At 59.5% G+C, this 14,226-nt stretch carries 14 protein-coding genes and 1 pseudogene; 12 read left to right on the top strand and 3 right to left on the bottom strand.

Translation table 11 applies throughout. From position 1 onward, the window contains the following. The first annotated feature begins 29 nt into the window (after positions 1-29). From ffh to rplS, 5 genes are all read left to right on the top strand, one after another. The gene (ffh, locus tag Q1V60_RS15660; protein ID WP_003193965.1) at positions 30-1,406 is read left to right on the top strand and encodes a signal recognition particle protein; all 1,377 of its coding nucleotides are present in this window, start codon (positions 30-32) and stop codon (positions 1,404-1,406) included. A 251-nt stretch (positions 1,407-1,657) separates the two neighbouring features. Further along, entirely contained in the window at positions 1,658-1,909 is a 252-nt protein-coding gene (gene rpsP, locus Q1V60_RS15655; protein ID WP_003175899.1) for a 30S ribosomal protein S16, read from the top strand. Between the two features lie 5 nt (positions 1,910-1,914). Further along, a complete protein-coding gene (gene rimM / locus Q1V60_RS15650) occupies positions 1,915-2,451 on the top strand; it encodes a ribosome maturation factor RimM (RefSeq protein WP_076949830.1) in 537 nt (178 codons plus the stop codon). Further along, on the top strand, positions 2,433-3,206 hold the full coding sequence (gene trmD / locus Q1V60_RS15645) for a tRNA (guanosine(37)-N1)-methyltransferase TrmD (protein WP_176156668.1): 774 nt from the start codon (positions 2,433-2,435) through the stop codon (positions 3,204-3,206). Before rimM ends, trmD begins: the two co-directional genes overlap by 19 nt. A 45-nt stretch (positions 3,207-3,251) precedes the next feature. After that, entirely contained in the window at positions 3,252-3,602 is a 351-nt protein-coding gene (rplS, locus tag Q1V60_RS15640; RefSeq protein WP_003175895.1) for a 50S ribosomal protein L19, read from the top strand. Between the two features lie 30 nt (positions 3,603-3,632). On the opposite strand, the gene Q1V60_RS15635 is transcribed toward rplS, so the two are convergent. Together Q1V60_RS15635 and Q1V60_RS15630 are read right to left on the bottom strand one after the other, a co-directional pair. After that, positions 3,633-4,073, bottom strand: coding sequence for a hypothetical protein (locus Q1V60_RS15635; RefSeq protein ID WP_300631939.1), 441 nt, complete (start codon positions 4,071-4,073; stop codon positions 3,633-3,635). 11 nt (positions 4,074-4,084) lie between these two features. Further along, positions 4,085-4,264 (bottom strand): annotated as a pseudogene (locus tag Q1V60_RS15630) (hypothetical protein); the annotation flags it as partial. A 198-nt stretch (positions 4,265-4,462) separates the two neighbouring features. Here Q1V60_RS15630 and xerD point away from each other — a divergent pair. From xerD to Q1V60_RS15605, 5 genes are all read left to right on the top strand, one after another. Then, a complete protein-coding gene (gene xerD / locus Q1V60_RS15625) occupies positions 4,463-5,359 on the top strand; it encodes a site-specific tyrosine recombinase XerD (RefSeq protein ID WP_300631934.1) in 897 nt (298 codons plus the stop codon). A 138-nt stretch (positions 5,360-5,497) separates the two neighbouring features. Then, on the top strand, positions 5,498-6,229 hold the full coding sequence (locus tag Q1V60_RS15620; RefSeq protein ID WP_300631932.1) for a thioredoxin fold domain-containing protein: 732 nt from the start codon (positions 5,498-5,500) through the stop codon (positions 6,227-6,229). Positions 6,230-6,357: 128 nt separating this feature from the next. After that, on the top strand, positions 6,358-7,662 hold the full coding sequence (locus tag Q1V60_RS15615; protein ID WP_300631930.1) for a homoserine dehydrogenase: 1,305 nt from the start codon (positions 6,358-6,360) through the stop codon (positions 7,660-7,662). Positions 7,663-7,729: 67 nt separating this feature from the next. Next, on the top strand, positions 7,730-9,139 hold the full coding sequence (thrC, locus tag Q1V60_RS15610) for a threonine synthase (protein WP_300631926.1): 1,410 nt from the start codon (positions 7,730-7,732) through the stop codon (positions 9,137-9,139). A gap of 598 nt (positions 9,140-9,737) precedes the next feature. After that, positions 9,738-10,022: a DUF3509 domain-containing protein gene (locus Q1V60_RS15605; protein WP_065896367.1), complete on the top strand. Its 285-nt coding sequence runs from the start codon at positions 9,738-9,740 to the stop codon at positions 10,020-10,022. A gap of 201 nt (positions 10,023-10,223) precedes the next feature. Here the strand turns inward: Q1V60_RS15605 and Q1V60_RS15600 are convergent, their stop codons facing one another. After that, complete coding sequence (locus Q1V60_RS15600) at positions 10,224-11,423, bottom strand: CaiB/BaiF CoA-transferase family protein (RefSeq protein WP_300631917.1); 1,200 nt, start codon at positions 11,421-11,423, stop codon at positions 10,224-10,226. A 137-nt stretch (positions 11,424-11,560) separates the two neighbouring features. Between Q1V60_RS15600 and Q1V60_RS15595 the strand changes: the two genes are divergently transcribed. Both Q1V60_RS15595 and recJ read left to right on the top strand, forming a co-directional pair. Further along, positions 11,561-12,103 carry a YaeQ family protein gene (locus tag Q1V60_RS15595; RefSeq protein ID WP_003238901.1) on the top strand — a complete coding sequence of 181 codons (543 nt, stop codon included), beginning with the start codon at positions 11,561-11,563 and terminating at the stop codon, positions 12,101-12,103. 337 nt (positions 12,104-12,440) lie between these two features. After that, a complete protein-coding gene (gene recJ / locus Q1V60_RS15590) occupies positions 12,441-14,150 on the top strand; it encodes a single-stranded-DNA-specific exonuclease RecJ (protein ID WP_300631912.1) in 1,710 nt (569 codons plus the stop codon). The last annotated feature ends 76 nt before the right edge of the window (positions 14,151-14,226 follow it).

The following is a 14,226-nucleotide window of genomic DNA, read 5'->3' as shown; positions in this document are numbered from 1 at the left end:
TCGATGAATAGGGCCTGAAAGGATCGCGCATGTTTGAAAACCTGACTGACCGTCTCTCGCAGACGCTGCGCCACGTAACCGGCAAGGCCAAGCTGACCGAGGACAATATTAAAGACACCCTGCGTGAAGTGCGCATGGCGTTGCTGGAAGCCGACGTGGCCTTGCCGGTGGTGAAAGACTTCGTCAACTCGGTCAAGGAGCGTGCGGTCGGCACTGAAGTGTCGCGCAGCCTGACGCCGGGCCAGGCGTTCGTGAAGATCGTCCAGGCCGAACTCGAAAGCCTGATGGGCGCGGCCAACGAAGATTTGAACCTCAGCGCCGTGCCACCGGCCGTCGTGCTGATGGCCGGCCTGCAAGGTGCGGGTAAGACCACCACCGCCGGCAAGTTGGCGCGCTTCCTTAAAGAGCGCAAGAAAAAGTCGGTAATGGTGGTATCGGCCGACGTCTACCGTCCGGCAGCCATCAAACAGTTGGAAATGCTCGCGGGCGAAGTGGGCGTGACCTTCTTCCCGTCCGACCTGAGCCAGAAGCCGGTCGACATCGCCAACGCGGCTATTAAAGAAGCAAAGCTCAAGTTCATCGACGTGGTCATCGTCGATACCGCGGGCCGCCTGCACATCGATGAAGAGATGATGGGCGAGATCAAGGCGCTGCACGCCGCGATCAACCCGGTCGAGACGCTGTTCGTGGTCGACGCCATGACCGGCCAGGATGCGGCCAACACCGCCAAGGCCTTCGGTGATGCACTGCCGCTGACCGGCGTGATCCTCACCAAGGTCGACGGCGACGCCCGTGGCGGCGCCGCGCTGTCGGTACGCGCCATCACCGGCAAGCCGATCAAGTTCATCGGTATGGGCGAGAAGAGCGAAGCGCTCGAGCCGTTCCACCCGGAGCGTATCGCTTCGCGCATCCTCGGCATGGGCGACGTGCTCAGCCTGATCGAGCAGGCCGAAGCCACGCTCGATAAAGACAAGGCCGACAAACTGGCCAAAAAGCTGAAGAAGGGTAAGGGCTTCGACCTCGAAGACTTCCGCGATCAGCTGCAACAGATGAAGAACATGGGCGGCCTCGGCGGCCTGATGGACAAACTGCCGAACATCGGCGGTGTGAACCTGGCGCAAATGGGCAACGCCCAGGGCGCGGCAGAGAAGCAGTTCAAACAGATGGAAGCCATCATCAACTCCATGACCCCGGCCGAGCGCCGCGACCCTGAGCTGATCAGTGGTTCGCGCAAACGCCGGATCGCCATGGGTTCCGGCACCCAGGTGCAGGACATCGGTCGCTTGATCAAGCAGCACAAGCAGATGCAGAAAATGATGAAGAAATTCTCCGCAAAAGGCGGAATGGCCAAGATGATGCGCGGCATGGGCGGTATGTTGCCCGGCGGCGGCATGCCGAAAATGTAAAGTATTCGAGCGCAAGCCCAGCTTGCGCTCCGACCCACAGGGATGTGGGATCTCCAGCAAACCCGCCGTTGGCGGGGGCTGACCTGCCGTTTTTACCGACGGCTCTATAGCAGATCTGAATGGCACGCGGGTAGGCGCCGGAAAAAGACATTTGCAAAAGTCCGGATATTCCTTAGAATATGCGGCCTTTCGGGCACCTATGCCCGCTGTGCATTTAGATTTGCAGCACCGACTACAGGAACGATGTTCACATGCTAACAATCCGTCTTGCCCTTGGCGGCTCCAAAAAGCGCCCGTTTTACCACTTGACCGTAACCGACAGCCGCAACCCGCGCGACGGTTCGCACAAGGAACAGGTTGGTTTCTTCAACCCTGTTGCTCGTGGTCAAGAAGTTCGTCTGTCCGTGAACCAAGAGCGCGTAGCCTACTGGCTGAGCGTGGGTGCACAGCCATCCGAGCGCGTTGCAAAGTTGTTGAAGGACTCGGCTAAGGCCGCAGCCTGAGCAATATGAACGCGACGCCAACTGTTGCTGATGATTTGATCGTTATCGGCAAGATTTACTCTGTTCATGGCGTTCGCGGCGAAGTGAAGGTGTATTCCTTTACTGATCCGACTGAAAACCTGTTGCAGTACAAAACCTGGACGCTCAAGCGCGAAGGTAGTGTGAAACAGGTCGAGCTGGTCAGTGGACGCGGGAGCGACAAGTTCCTGGTCGCAAAGCTCAAGGGTCTTGATGACCGTGAAGAAGCTCGTCTTCTGGCCGGTTATGAGATCTGCGTGCCGCGCAACCTGTTCCCTGAATTGACCGACGGCGAGTACTACTGGTACCAGCTGGAAGGTCTGAAGGTTATTGATCAACTCGGGCAATTGTTCGGGAAAATCGATCATCTTCTGGAAACCGGCGCCAATGATGTAATGGTGGTCAAGCCTTGCGCTGGCAGCCTGGATGATCGCGAACGCCTGTTGCCTTATACGAAGCAATGCGTGTTGGCTGTTGACCTGGAAGCGGGCGAGATGAAGGTGGAATGGGACGCGGACTTCTAAGCGTGGCTAATTTGCGTATTGAAGTGATCAGTTTGTTTCCCGAGATGTTTTCCGCCATCAGCGAGTACGGCATCACCAGTCGGGCGGTGAAACAGGGGCTGTTGCAGCTTACCTGTTGGAATCCGCGAGACTACACGACGGATCGACATCACACTGTGGACGATCGCCCATTTGGCGGTGGCCCGGGCATGGTGATGAAGATCAAGCCCCTGGAAGATGCGTTGGCTCAGGCCAAGGTCGCCGCCGGGGAGAAGGCGAAGGTAATTTACCTGTCCCCTCAAGGCCGTCAGCTGAAACAGGCTGCGGTACGCGAACTGGCGAATGAGGAAGCACTGATCCTGATTGCCGGTCGCTATGAAGGCATTGACGAGCGTTTTATTGAAGCTCATGTCGATGAAGAGTGGTCGATTGGGGACTATGTATTGTCTGGCGGCGAGCTGCCGGCGATGGTCCTGATAGATGCGGTTACACGACTGCTGCCTGGAGCTTTAGGGCATGCGGACTCTGCGGAGGAAGATTCCTTCACGGATGGTTTGCTGGATTGCCCGCACTACACCCGCCCGGAGGTGTATGCGGATCAGCGTGTTCCCGACGTATTGCTAAGTGGCAATCACGCACACATCCGGCGTTGGCGTTTACAGCAGTCCCTTGGTCGGACCTATGAACGACGCGCCGATCTTCTGGAAAGCCGCTCGCTTTCTGGAGAAGAGAAGAAGCTGCTCGAGGAATACATCCTCGCGCGGGACGATAGTTAACAACGTATCGATGGTAGGTCCATTGACTTACCTTAGGAGCACAGCATGACTAACAAAATCATCCTTGCACTCGAAGCAGAGCAGATGACCAAAGAGATCCCTACCTTTGCCCCGGGCGACACTATTGTCGTTCAGGTGAAAGTGAAGGAAGGCGACCGTTCGCGTCTGCAAGCGTTCGAAGGCGTGGTAATCGCCAAGCGTAACCGTGGTGTGAACAGTGCTTTCACTGTTCGTAAAATCTCCAACGGTGTTGGCGTAGAGCGTACTTTCCAGACCTACAGCCCGCAAATCGACAGCATGGCTGTGAAACGTCGCGGTGACGTACGTAAAGCCAAGCTGTACTACCTGCGTGACCTGTCCGGTAAAGCAGCTCGCATCAAGGAAAAACTGGCTTAAGTCCAGCTTCCCGATGCAAAAAAAAGCAGCCTACGGGCTGCTTTTTTGTGCCTGCGATTTGTGCAGTGCGCCCCTTGACCTGGCCAGCTGGATGACCGCCAGTAACGTCCACCCCGCCACTGGTTTCAAATCGCTCTCTGGCGTAACCACATGCCCCCAGGCGCTGTTATCGCGGGCAAACAACAGCGTCGCCCGTTCCCCATGCAATGCCTGATAGTCGCGCCAGCCAAATCCATCGGTCAGGTGGGTGGTATACAGTTCGGCGCCTTGCCCCAACAGGCTGGCAAGCTTGGTGTAGCTCAGCTGCTGGCTGCCCAGCAAGTGCCCACGGTGCTCGTCGCTGGCCCTGTGCTTGTCCGTGCGACGGCTTTCCTGGCTGTTGGCCAAGACAAACAGGTGATGCCCGAACTCATGACGAAAGTGCATGATGGCCAGGGTGTTCAATTCGCCGGAGGGGGAAAGCGCGAGCAAATGCCCGAGACCGACAGGTCCAGGCGCGCCGCCAGCAGGATAACAAGCCGGGAATCAACAGAACGCTGAGGTTTTCTTTGAAGTGCAGGATGTGACGCACGTCCAGGCCCTTCATGTTGGCCATCCACATGCCCATCAGCGTATTCGCCAACAGACCGGACTCATGCATGACGCCGGGACAGAAACAGAAACGCCGGCAATTTCAGACGCCAGGCCAGCCATTGGCAGCCGAGCGCGGCCACACCGATACCGCCGAAAGCCAACAAATCTGTTATTCGTTCATTAAAGCTTCCTGTTCCTAGAAGTAGCGGGCTATGAAAGACTAATGGCCCTTGCCACAGTTCACTGAATAAATGACGTCGAGCCCGTGCCGCGTCGCTTGAGTAATCATGCCTGCCATTGACCATCCCCTGATCGACCGATTCCTTGACGCCCTTTGGTTGGAGAAGGGCCTGTCGGACAACACCCGCCAGGCTTACCGCAGTGACCTGGCCCTGTTCAACGGCTGGTTGCAGGAGAAAAACCTGGAACTGATCAATGCGGGGCGTGAGTTGATCCTCGATCACTTGGCCTGGCGTCTCGAGCAACATTACAAGCCGCGTTCGACTGCGAGATTTCTCTCCGGTGTACGTGGCTTTTATCGCTATTTGTTGCGTGAAAAACTCATTGCTACCGATCCAACTCTACAAATCGATATGCCGCAATTAGGTAGGCCTCTTCCTAAATCTTTGTCGGAAACTGACGTGGAGGCTCTGTTGGCCGCTCCGGACCTCAGTGAAGCCATCGGCCAACGCGATCGCGCCATGCTGGAAGTGCTCTACGCCTGTGGGCTGCGGGTGACCGAGTTGATCAGCCTGACGCTGGAGCAGGTCAACTTGCGTCAGGGCGTGTTGCGGGTGATGGGCAAGGGCAGCAAGGAACGCCTGGTGCCCATGGGTGAGGAGGCGATTGTGTGGGTCGAGCGCTACATGCGCGATGCGCGCCACGAGCTGCTCGGCGGGCGCCCCAGCGATGTGCTGTTCCCCAGCCTGCGCGGCGAGCAGATGACGCGCCAGACCTTCTGGCACCGTATCAAGCACCAAGCCAAGGTGGCCGGGATCGGCAAGGCCTTGTCGCCGCACACCCTGCGCCATGCATTCGCCACGCATTTGCTCAACCATGGGGCGGATTTGCGTGTCGTGCAGATGTTGCTCGGGCACAGTGACTTGTCCACCACTCAGATTTACACCCACGTGGCACGGGCGCGCTTGCAGGATATGCACGCCAAGCACCATCCACGAGGCTGAAAAATCCCAATTTGCCCCGCCACGGGCTGCCCTGCGGCCCAACTGTGGTAGGCTTTGCCGGTTAGTAAAGGGGGCGGCCCAGAGCTGTGTATCCAAGCGGTGTTCTCCCCGTCCCTGCATCTGCCTTCAGGAGTTCCCATGCGCTTGACCCAGATTATTGCCGCCGCAGCCATTGCGATGGTTTCCACCTTTGCCGTCGCCAATGATGCGGCCGAGCAGGCCATTCGCAAGAGCCTGGTCAATCTGCAGCTCGACACCCCTATCGAAAGCATCGGCGCCAGCCCCATGGCCGGGCTGTACGAGGTCAAGCTCAAGGGCAGCCGCGTGCTGTACGCCAGTGCCGACGGCCAGTACATCGTTCAGGGCTACCTGTTCCAGCTCAAGGACGGCAAACCGGTCAACCTGACCGAGAAAGCCGAACGCCTCGGCGTGTCCAAGCTGATCAACGGTATTCCTGTGGCTGAAACCGTGGTGTACCCGGCCATCGGCGAAACCAAGACCCACATCACTGTGTTCACCGACACCACCTGCCCGTACTGCCACAAGCTGCACGCCGAAGTGCCTGCGCTGAACAAGCTGGGCGTGGAAGTGCGCTACGTAGCGTTCCCGCGCCAGGGCCTGGGCTCGCCGGGTGATGAGCAGTTGCAGGCGGTCTGGTGCTCGGCCGACAAGAAAGCGGCCATGGACAAGATGGTCGACGGCAAGGAAATCAAGGCGGCCAAATGCGCCAATCCGGTTTCCAAGCAGTTCGCCCTGGGCCAGTCCATCGGTGTGAACGGCACACCGGCCATCGTTTTGGCCGACGGCCAGGTGATTCCGGGCTACCAGCCGGCACCACAAGTTGCCAAACTGGCACTGGGTGCCAAGTAAGCATTAATCGTCGAGCCTTTGACGAGCATGGCCCGCCGAACCGTCGGCGGGTCATTAATTGAGAGCCGCAGTTGTGCGGCTGTGTTCCACGGCCGACCTTGAGTCGGCCGTTTCATGGGGAGTTTTCAGTGAAACCGGTCAAAGTAGGCATCTGTGGGTTAGGGACCGTCGGTGGCGGCACCTTCAACGTACTTCAGCGTAATGCTGAAGAAATTTCCCGCCGTGCAGGGCGCGAAATTGAAGTGGCGCAGATTGCCACGCGTTCGCCAAAGCCTCAGTTCGAAACGACCGGTATTGTGATTACCAACGATGTCTTCGCCGTGGCCACCAACCCTGAAATCGATATTGTCATCGAGCTGGTGGGCGGCTACACCGTCGCCCGCGAGCTGGTGCTCAAGGCCATCGAGAACGGCAAGCACGTGGTCACCGCCAACAAGGCACTGATCGCCGTGCACGGCAACGAAATCTTTGCCAGGGCGCGTGAGAAGGGCGTGATCGTGGCGTTCGAAGCGGCGGTGGCCGGCGGTATTCCGGTGATCAAGGCGATTCGTGAAGGCCTGTCGGCCAATCGCATCAATTGGGTGGCCGGCATCATCAACGGCACCGGTAACTTCATCCTTACCGAGATGCGTGAAAAGGGCCGCACCTTCGAAGACGTGTTGGCCGAAGCCCAGGCCCTGGGTTATGCCGAAGCCGACCCGACCTTTGACGTGGAAGGCATCGATGCGGCCCACAAACTGACCATCCTGGCCTCCATCGCCTTTGGTATTCCGCTGCAGTTCGATAAGGCCTACACCGAAGGCATCACCAAACTGACCACCGCCGACGTGAACTACGCCGAAGCCTTGGGCTACCGCATCAAGCACCTTGGCGTGGCACGCAGCACCCCGGCCGGTATCGAATTGCGTGTGCACCCGACGCTGATCCCGGCCGATCGCCTGATTGCCAACGTCAATGGCGTGATGAACGCAGTGATGGTCAACGGTGACGCCGCCGGTTCCACCCTGTTCTACGGCGCCGGTGCCGGCATGGAGCCGACCGCTTCATCGGTGATCGCCGACCTGGTGGACGTGGTTCGCGCCATGACCAGCGACCCGGAAAACCGCGTACCGCACCTGGCCTTCCAACCGGACTCGCTGTCGGCCCACCCGATCCTGCCGATCGAAGCCTGCGAAAGCGCCTACTACCTGCGCATCCAGGCCCAGGATCATCCGGGCGTGTTGGCCCAGGTGGCCAGCATCCTGTCGGAGCGCGGAATCAACATCGAATCGATCATGCAGAAGGAAGTCGAGGAGCAGAACGGCCAGGTGCCGATGATCCTGCTGACCCACCGCGTGCTCGAACAGCACATCAACGATGCCATCGCCGCCCTCGAAGCCTTGCAGGGCGTGGTCGGCCCGGTGGTGCGGATTCGCGTCGAACACTTGAACTAACCGATTTGTTCAAGGGGCCCCGTGCGCTCGGCGGCCTCTGTTCTGGAATGTTTTAGAGGAGCCATTCATGCGTTATATCAGCACCCGCGGCCAGGCACCGGCCCTGAATTTCGAAGACGTCTTGCTCACAGGCCTTGCCACCGATGGCGGCTTGTACGTGCCGGAAAACCTGCCACGCTTCACCCAGGAAGAAATCGCGTCCTGGGCCGGCCTGCCTTACCACGAGCTGGCGTTCCGGGTGATGCGCCCGTTCGTCACCGGCAGCATCCCGGATGCAGACTTCAAGAAGATCCTGGAAGAAACATACGGCGTGTTCTCCCACAGCGCCATTGCGCCCCTGCGCCAACTGAATGGCAATGAGTGGGTTCTGGAGCTGTTCCACGGCCCGACCCTGGCGTTCAAGGATTTCGCTCTGCAACTGCTGGGTCGCCTGCTCGACTACGTGCTGGAAAAGCGCGGCGAACGCGTGGTGATCATGGGTGCTACTTCCGGTGATACCGGTTCGGCGGCCATCGAAGGCTGCAAACACTGCGAAAACGTCGACATTTTCATCCTGCACCCGCACCAGCGTGTGTCGGAAGTGCAGCGCCGCCAGATGACCACCCTCTTCGGTGAAAACATCCACAACATCGCCATCGAAGGCAACTTCGATGACTGCCAGGAAATGGTCAAGAACAGCTTCGCCGACCAGAGCTTCCTCAAGGGCACGCGCCTGGTGGCGGTGAACTCGATCAACTGGGCGCGGATCATGGCCCAGATCGTCTACTACTTCCACGCGTCCCTGCAGTTGGGCGGCCCGGCGCGTTCGGTGTCGTTCTCGGTGCCGACCGGCAACTTCGGCGACATCTTTGCCGGCTACCTGGCGCGCAACATGGGCCTGCCGATCAATCAGTTGATCGTCGCGACCAACCGCAACGACATCCTGCACCGCTTCATGAGCGGCAATCAGTACGTCAAGGAAACCCTGCATGCCACGCTGTCGCCGTCGATGGACATCATGGTCTCGTCGAACTTCGAACGCCTGCTGTTCGACATGCACGGTCGCAATGGCGCGGCGCTTGCCGAGCTGATGAACAGCTTCAAGCAAGGCGGCGGTTTCAGCGTCGAGCAAGAGCGCTGGACCGAAACCCGCAAGCTGTTCGACTCCCTGGCGGTGGACGACGCGCAAACGTGCGAAACCATCGCTGAAGTCTATGCCCAGACCGGCGAGCTGCTTGACCCGCACACTGCCATCGGTGTGAAGGCTGCTCGCGAGTGCCGTCGCAGCCTGGATATCCCGATGGTGATCCTTGGCACTGCGCATCCGGTCAAGTTCCCGGAAGCGGTGGAGAAGGCCGGTGTTGGCAAGGCTCTGGAGCTGCCGGCGCACCTGGCTGATCTGTTCGAGCGCGAAGAGCGTTGCACGGTGTTGGCTAACGACCTCAAGGTGGTGCAGGCGTTTGTGAGCCAGCATGGCAACCGGGGCAAGCCGTTGTAAGGCACACCGCGTAGACAACAACGCCGCTTTCCCTTCCCTGGGTCAGCGGCGTTTTTTGTTTCTGGGAGGCGCGGCAGGAATATCGTTTACGTGAGCAGCTTGTGCGCCAGCGCTATTACCGTACCGACAGCCGTAAAAAAGCCGATTGCGATGCCCACGGGGTACCAGAAAATCTCACGGGTTATCTTGTGGACTTCAGCATTGAACTTGCGTTGTTCGGCATAAATGCGTGTTATGTCCGCGTGAATTTTCTCGATCGACGCTTGTTGTTCATTGTGTTCCTACATCCTCTTCATCCTTCGCAATAACTGACTTATGACATGCGCTCTGCCTGCGCGGCAGCGTGATCAGCGCTTGCCGGGTATAGGATTCGCTCCTAGCCTGCGCGCCTGGCGAACCCCAAACAGCAACCCATTGCGTAAGCAGTTATGTGCCGCCGTTTTTTGCCTGTCATGTTGCAAGCGCATGCTGGATACGTCATCTCCCGCACACCCTTGAAAGACGAAAAAGCGAACTTTCCTACGTCACGACCAGTCACTTAGGATAGATGCAGCACCCGTTGAAACGATTGTTCCCGAACTATTGAGTGGTGATCGAGATGGAAAGTATCAGCCTGTTGCTCGAAGAAGCACTGAGCCCTTATCTGGTTACGCTGACCACCTCTGGTGTGCAGGGCGAATGCCTGGTGACCGTGAAGAACCCCGGTGGCGCCATCATGGTCGAGCGCGAAGTCAACCGCGCCCAACTGACCGACAAGCGCGCGCTGGTGGATGTGGTGGATTGCCTGCTGCGTGATTTGAAAATCGCCGAAGGTCGACTTGAACCCTCGGTCATCGCAGCCTTGCGTAACGCCGCCATGACACGAACCCCGGTGTGTGCATGAAGAATTATTTAATCTCCGAAACTTCCTACGGCATGGTCTGTCAGATTTTGTAACAGCAAGAGCAAGCATTGTGCTCCGGTGTTTGTGGCTTGTTGTACTGGTCTTTGTAGATCACGTTTAACCCCGAGTTGTCTCCCCACTCCTCGGGGTTTCTTTTTGCCTGGAATTCGGCGCTACGGCGTTCCAGGCCCGGCCCTGGCCTCAGATCGCGCCATCCGCCCGCAAGCGGGCGATGGTCGCCGCGTCGTAGCCCAGGGCTTTGAGCAGCACGCTGTTGTGCTCGCCCAATTGCGGCCCCACCCATTCACAGCTGCCCGGTGTGTCCGACAGCTTGGGCACGATGCCGGGCATCTTGAAATCCTTGCCATCCGGCAGTTGCGCGCTGAGAAACATTTCCCGGGCCAGGAATTGCGGGTCACCCAGCATGTCTTCGGCACTGTAGATGCGGCTGGCGGGCACTTGGGCCTGGTTCAGTTGGACCATGACCTGCTCCAGCGGCAGGCCGTTGACCCAGCGATCGATCACCCCGTACAGCTCATCGCGACGGCTGTCACGCCCGTCATTGCTGGCGAGCGCCGGGTCGTTGGCCAAGTCATCGCGGCCAATGGCGGCCATGAAGCGCTTGAAGATCGCATCGCCATTGGCGCCGATCTGCACATGCTTGCCGTCGGCGCTGGTATGGATCGAGGAGGGCGTAATGCCGGGCATGATGTTGCCGGTGCGTTCGCGAATAAACCCGAACACGTCGAACTCGGGAATCATGCTCTCCATCATGGCGAAAATGGCTTCGTACAGCGCCACATCCACCACCTGGCCCAGGCCACCGTTGACCTCGCGATGACGCAGCGCCATCAGCGCACCGATCACGGCCCACAACGCGGCAATCGAATCGCCGATGGAAATCCCGGTGCGCACGGGCGGGCGATCTTCAAAGCCTGTGATATAGCGCAAGCCGCCCATGGACTCGCCCACCGCGCCGAACCCCGGCTGGTCTTTCATCGGCCCGGTCTGGCCGAAGCCCGACAGGCGCACCATGACCAGCCTGGGGTTCAGTGCGTGCAGCGTTTCCCAGCTCAGGCCGAGCTTTTCCAGCACGCCAGGGCGGAAGTTTTCGATCAGGATGTCGGCGTCGGCCAATAACTGCTTGAGGATCGCCAGGCCATCCGGATGCTTGAGGTTAAGGGTCAGCGACTGCTTGTTGCGCGCCTGCACGAACCACCACAGCGAGGTGCCTTCATACAATTTGCGCCATTTGCGCAGCGGGTCGCCGCCGTCGGGAGATTCGACCTTGATCACCTCGGCACCGAATTCAGCGCAGATGCGTGAGGCAAACGGGCCGGCGATCAAGGTGCCGAGTTCGATGACTTTCAGGCCGGCAAGCGGTTTGGCATTAAGCGACATGGGGATCCTTACACGCGCGGGACGATGACGTACTGCTTTTTAACATAGGCGAGGGGCTCGGATGCAGCGCAGTATTCGTGGATTGACCTCGCCATCGGTTAGACTGGCCGCCTTTCCCTGTCTCTAGAAGCCCGTTCATGGCCCAGCCGTCCACGACCTACAAATTCGAACTCAACCTCACCGACCTTGACCGTTCGGTGTACGAGAGCGTCAAACAGACCATCGCCCGCCACCCTTCGGAAACCGAAGAGCGCATGACCGTGCGCCTGCTGGCCTACGCCCTCTGGTACAACGAGCAATTGGCGTTCGGCCGTGGCCTGTCGGATGTCGACGAGCCGGCCCTGTGGGAAAAGAGCCTGGATGATCGGGTGTTGCACTGGATCGAAGTCGGCCAGCCGGATGCAGACCGCCTGACCTGGTGCTCGCGCCGTACTGAACGTACCAGCCTGCTGGCGTATGGCAGCCTGCGTGTGTGGGAAGGCAAGGTCGTGCCGGTGGCGAATAACTTGAAGAACGTGCACATCGCTGCGGTGCCGCAGGAGATCCTGGAGGTTTTGGCCAAGGACATGCCTCGCGTGATCAAGTGGGATGTGATGATCAGCGAAGGCACAATCTTCGTCACCGACGACCGTGGCCAGCATGAAGTGCAACTGCAATGGCTGGTTGGCGAGCGCGGTTGAAACACGTGTGGGAGGGGACTTGCCCCCGATGGCTGCGTGTCAGCCACTGATGTTGTGATTGATCCACCGCTATCGGGGGCAAGCCCTAATGCCAGTCAGTTAAGGAGGAGCGCTTTACCGTGGCGAGGGAGCTTGCTCCCGCTGGACTGCGCAGCAGTCCCATTTTCTGGGGTCGCTTCGCGACCCAGCGGGAGCAAGCTCCCTCGCCACAGGCCGACGGTTGCCTGCTCTAGCGCTTAACTGACTGGCATTAGGGCAAGCCCCCTCCCATAGTGATTTGTATTGTTTGAAGAATTGTCGTTAACCGTTGTATCAGTAGAGAAGTTATCCCCACCGTATGCGTATCGATCCTCGTCCCTTGCCCGCCGTCCTGCCATTCCTCGGTGAACTGCCGCCGCTGTTGACTCGCCTCTACGCCGCACGCGGGGTGCAATCGGAAGCCGAGCTGGACAAGAGCCTGGCGCGGTTGATTCCCTATCAGCAGCTCAAAGGCATCGATGCCGCCGTCGACTTGTTGGTGACGGCGCTGGAGCAGCGCCAGCGCATTCTGATCGTCGGTGACTTTGACGCCGACGGCGCCACCGCCAGCACCGTAGGCACACTGGGCCTGCGTCTGCTCGGTGCGGCCCATGTCGATTACCTGGTGCCCAACCGTTTCGAATACGGCTACGGCCTGACGCCGGAGATTGTTGCGGTGGCGCTGCAGCGCGAGCCGCAGTTGCTGATCACCGTGGACAACGGCATCTCCAGTGTCGAAGGCGTGGCAGCGGCGAAGGCGGCGGGGCTGAAGGTGCTGGTGACCGATCACCACTTGCCGGGCGATGAACTGCCGGCGGCGGACGCGATCGTCAATCCGAACCAGCCAGGCTGTGCGTTTCCGAGCAAGGCGCTGGCCGGTGTGGGCGTGATTTTCTACGTATTGATGGCCTTGCGCGCGCGTTTGCGCAGCCTGGGCTGGTATGACAACAGCCCTCAGCCGAACATCGGTGAACTGCTCGACCTGGTGGCCCTGGGCAGTGTCGCCGACGTGGTGCCATTGGATGCCAACAACCGCATCCTGGTGCATCAAGGGTTGGAGCGTATCCGCGCCGGCCGTGCGCGTCCGGGGATCAAGGCGATCCTGGAAGTGGCCAAGCGCGACCATGCCCGAATCACTTCCACCGACCTTGGCTTCATTCTCGGCCCACGGCTCAATGCCGCCGGGCGCCTGGATGATATGAGCCTGGGCATCGAATGCCTGCTCACCAGCGACGTTGCCGCGGCGCGGGAAATGGCTGCACAACTGGACGGCATGAACCAGGACCGCAAATCCATCGAGCAAGGCATGCAGCGCGAAGCCCTGGCTCAACTCAAGGATTTGCCGGTGGAGTCGATGCCGTACGGTTTGTGCCTGTTCGACCCGCAGTGGCACCAAGGCGTGATCGGGATTCTGGCCTCGCGCATGAAAGAGCGCTATTTCCGTCCCACCATTGCGTTTGCCGATGCCGGAGATGGCCTGCTCAAGGGCTCCGGGCGCTCAGTGCAGGGCTTTCATATCCGTGACGCGCTGGCGGTGGTTGCCAGCCAGCACCCCAACCTGATCGCCAAATATGGCGGTCACGCGATGGCGGCTGGCCTGACGTTGCCCGAAGCGAATTTCCCGTTATTTGCCGAAGCCTTTGATGCCGAAGTGCGCCGGCAACTGCGCGAAGAAGACCTTACCGGTCGCCTGCTCTCCGACGGCACCCTGGCGGTGGAAGAGTTTCACCTGGAACTGGCCCGCGCACTGCGCCATGCCGGCCCGTGGGGGCAGCACTTTCCCGAGCCGTTATTTCACGGCGTGTTCCAGTTGGTGGAGCAGCGGGTGGTCGGCGAGCGGCACTTGAAGGTGGTGCTCAAGAGCGAATGCGGGTCAGTGAAACTCGATGGCATTGCGTTTGGGGTAGACCGTGAGGTCTGGCCAAACCCGACGGTGCGTTGGGTGGAGTTGGCCTACAAGCTGGATGTGAATGAGTTTCGTGGGAATGAAACGGTGCAGTTGATGATTGCCCACATCGAGCCACGTTAGGATTCCATCACTGCCCCAGGCAAATGTGGGAGCGGGCTTGCTCGCGAAAGCGGTGATCAGTCACAGCAGTAGTGAC

This window comes from Pseudomonas sp., assembly GCF_030147005.1.
Taxonomy (GTDB): domain Bacteria; phylum Pseudomonadota; class Gammaproteobacteria; order Pseudomonadales; family Pseudomonadaceae; genus Aquipseudomonas.
The sequence above is the reverse complement of the archived record's forward strand: the minus strand, read 5'-3'. Positions and strand labels throughout refer to the sequence as shown.

Excerpts from the sequence above, each read along its gene's own strand:
- ffh (WP_003193965.1), top strand. The coding sequence starts at position 30 with ATGTTTGAAAACCTGACTGACCGTCTCTCGCAGACGCTGCGCCACGTA.
- rpsP (WP_003175899.1), top strand. The coding sequence starts at position 1,658 with ATGCTAACAATCCGTCTTGCCCTTGGCGGCTCCAAAAAGCGCCCGTTT.
- rimM (WP_076949830.1), top strand. The coding sequence starts at position 1,915 with ATGAACGCGACGCCAACTGTTGCTGATGATTTGATCGTTATCGGCAAG.
- trmD (WP_176156668.1), top strand. The coding sequence starts at position 2,433 with ATGGGACGCGGACTTCTAAGCGTGGCTAATTTGCGTATTGAAGTGATC.
- rplS (WP_003175895.1), top strand. The coding sequence starts at position 3,252 with ATGACTAACAAAATCATCCTTGCACTCGAAGCAGAGCAGATGACCAAA.
- xerD (WP_300631934.1), top strand. The coding sequence starts at position 4,463 with ATGCCTGCCATTGACCATCCCCTGATCGACCGATTCCTTGACGCCCTT.
- Q1V60_RS15620 (WP_300631932.1), top strand. The coding sequence starts at position 5,498 with ATGCGCTTGACCCAGATTATTGCCGCCGCAGCCATTGCGATGGTTTCC.
- thrC (WP_300631926.1), top strand. The coding sequence starts at position 7,730 with ATGCGTTATATCAGCACCCGCGGCCAGGCACCGGCCCTGAATTTCGAA.
- Q1V60_RS15605 (WP_065896367.1), top strand. The coding sequence starts at position 9,738 with ATGGAAAGTATCAGCCTGTTGCTCGAAGAAGCACTGAGCCCTTATCTG.
- Q1V60_RS15600 (WP_300631917.1), bottom strand. The coding sequence starts at position 11,423 with ATGTCGCTTAATGCCAAACCGCTTGCCGGCCTGAAAGTCATCGAACTC.
- Q1V60_RS15595 (WP_003238901.1), top strand. The coding sequence starts at position 11,561 with ATGGCCCAGCCGTCCACGACCTACAAATTCGAACTCAACCTCACCGAC.
- recJ (WP_300631912.1), top strand. The coding sequence starts at position 12,441 with ATGCGTATCGATCCTCGTCCCTTGCCCGCCGTCCTGCCATTCCTCGGT.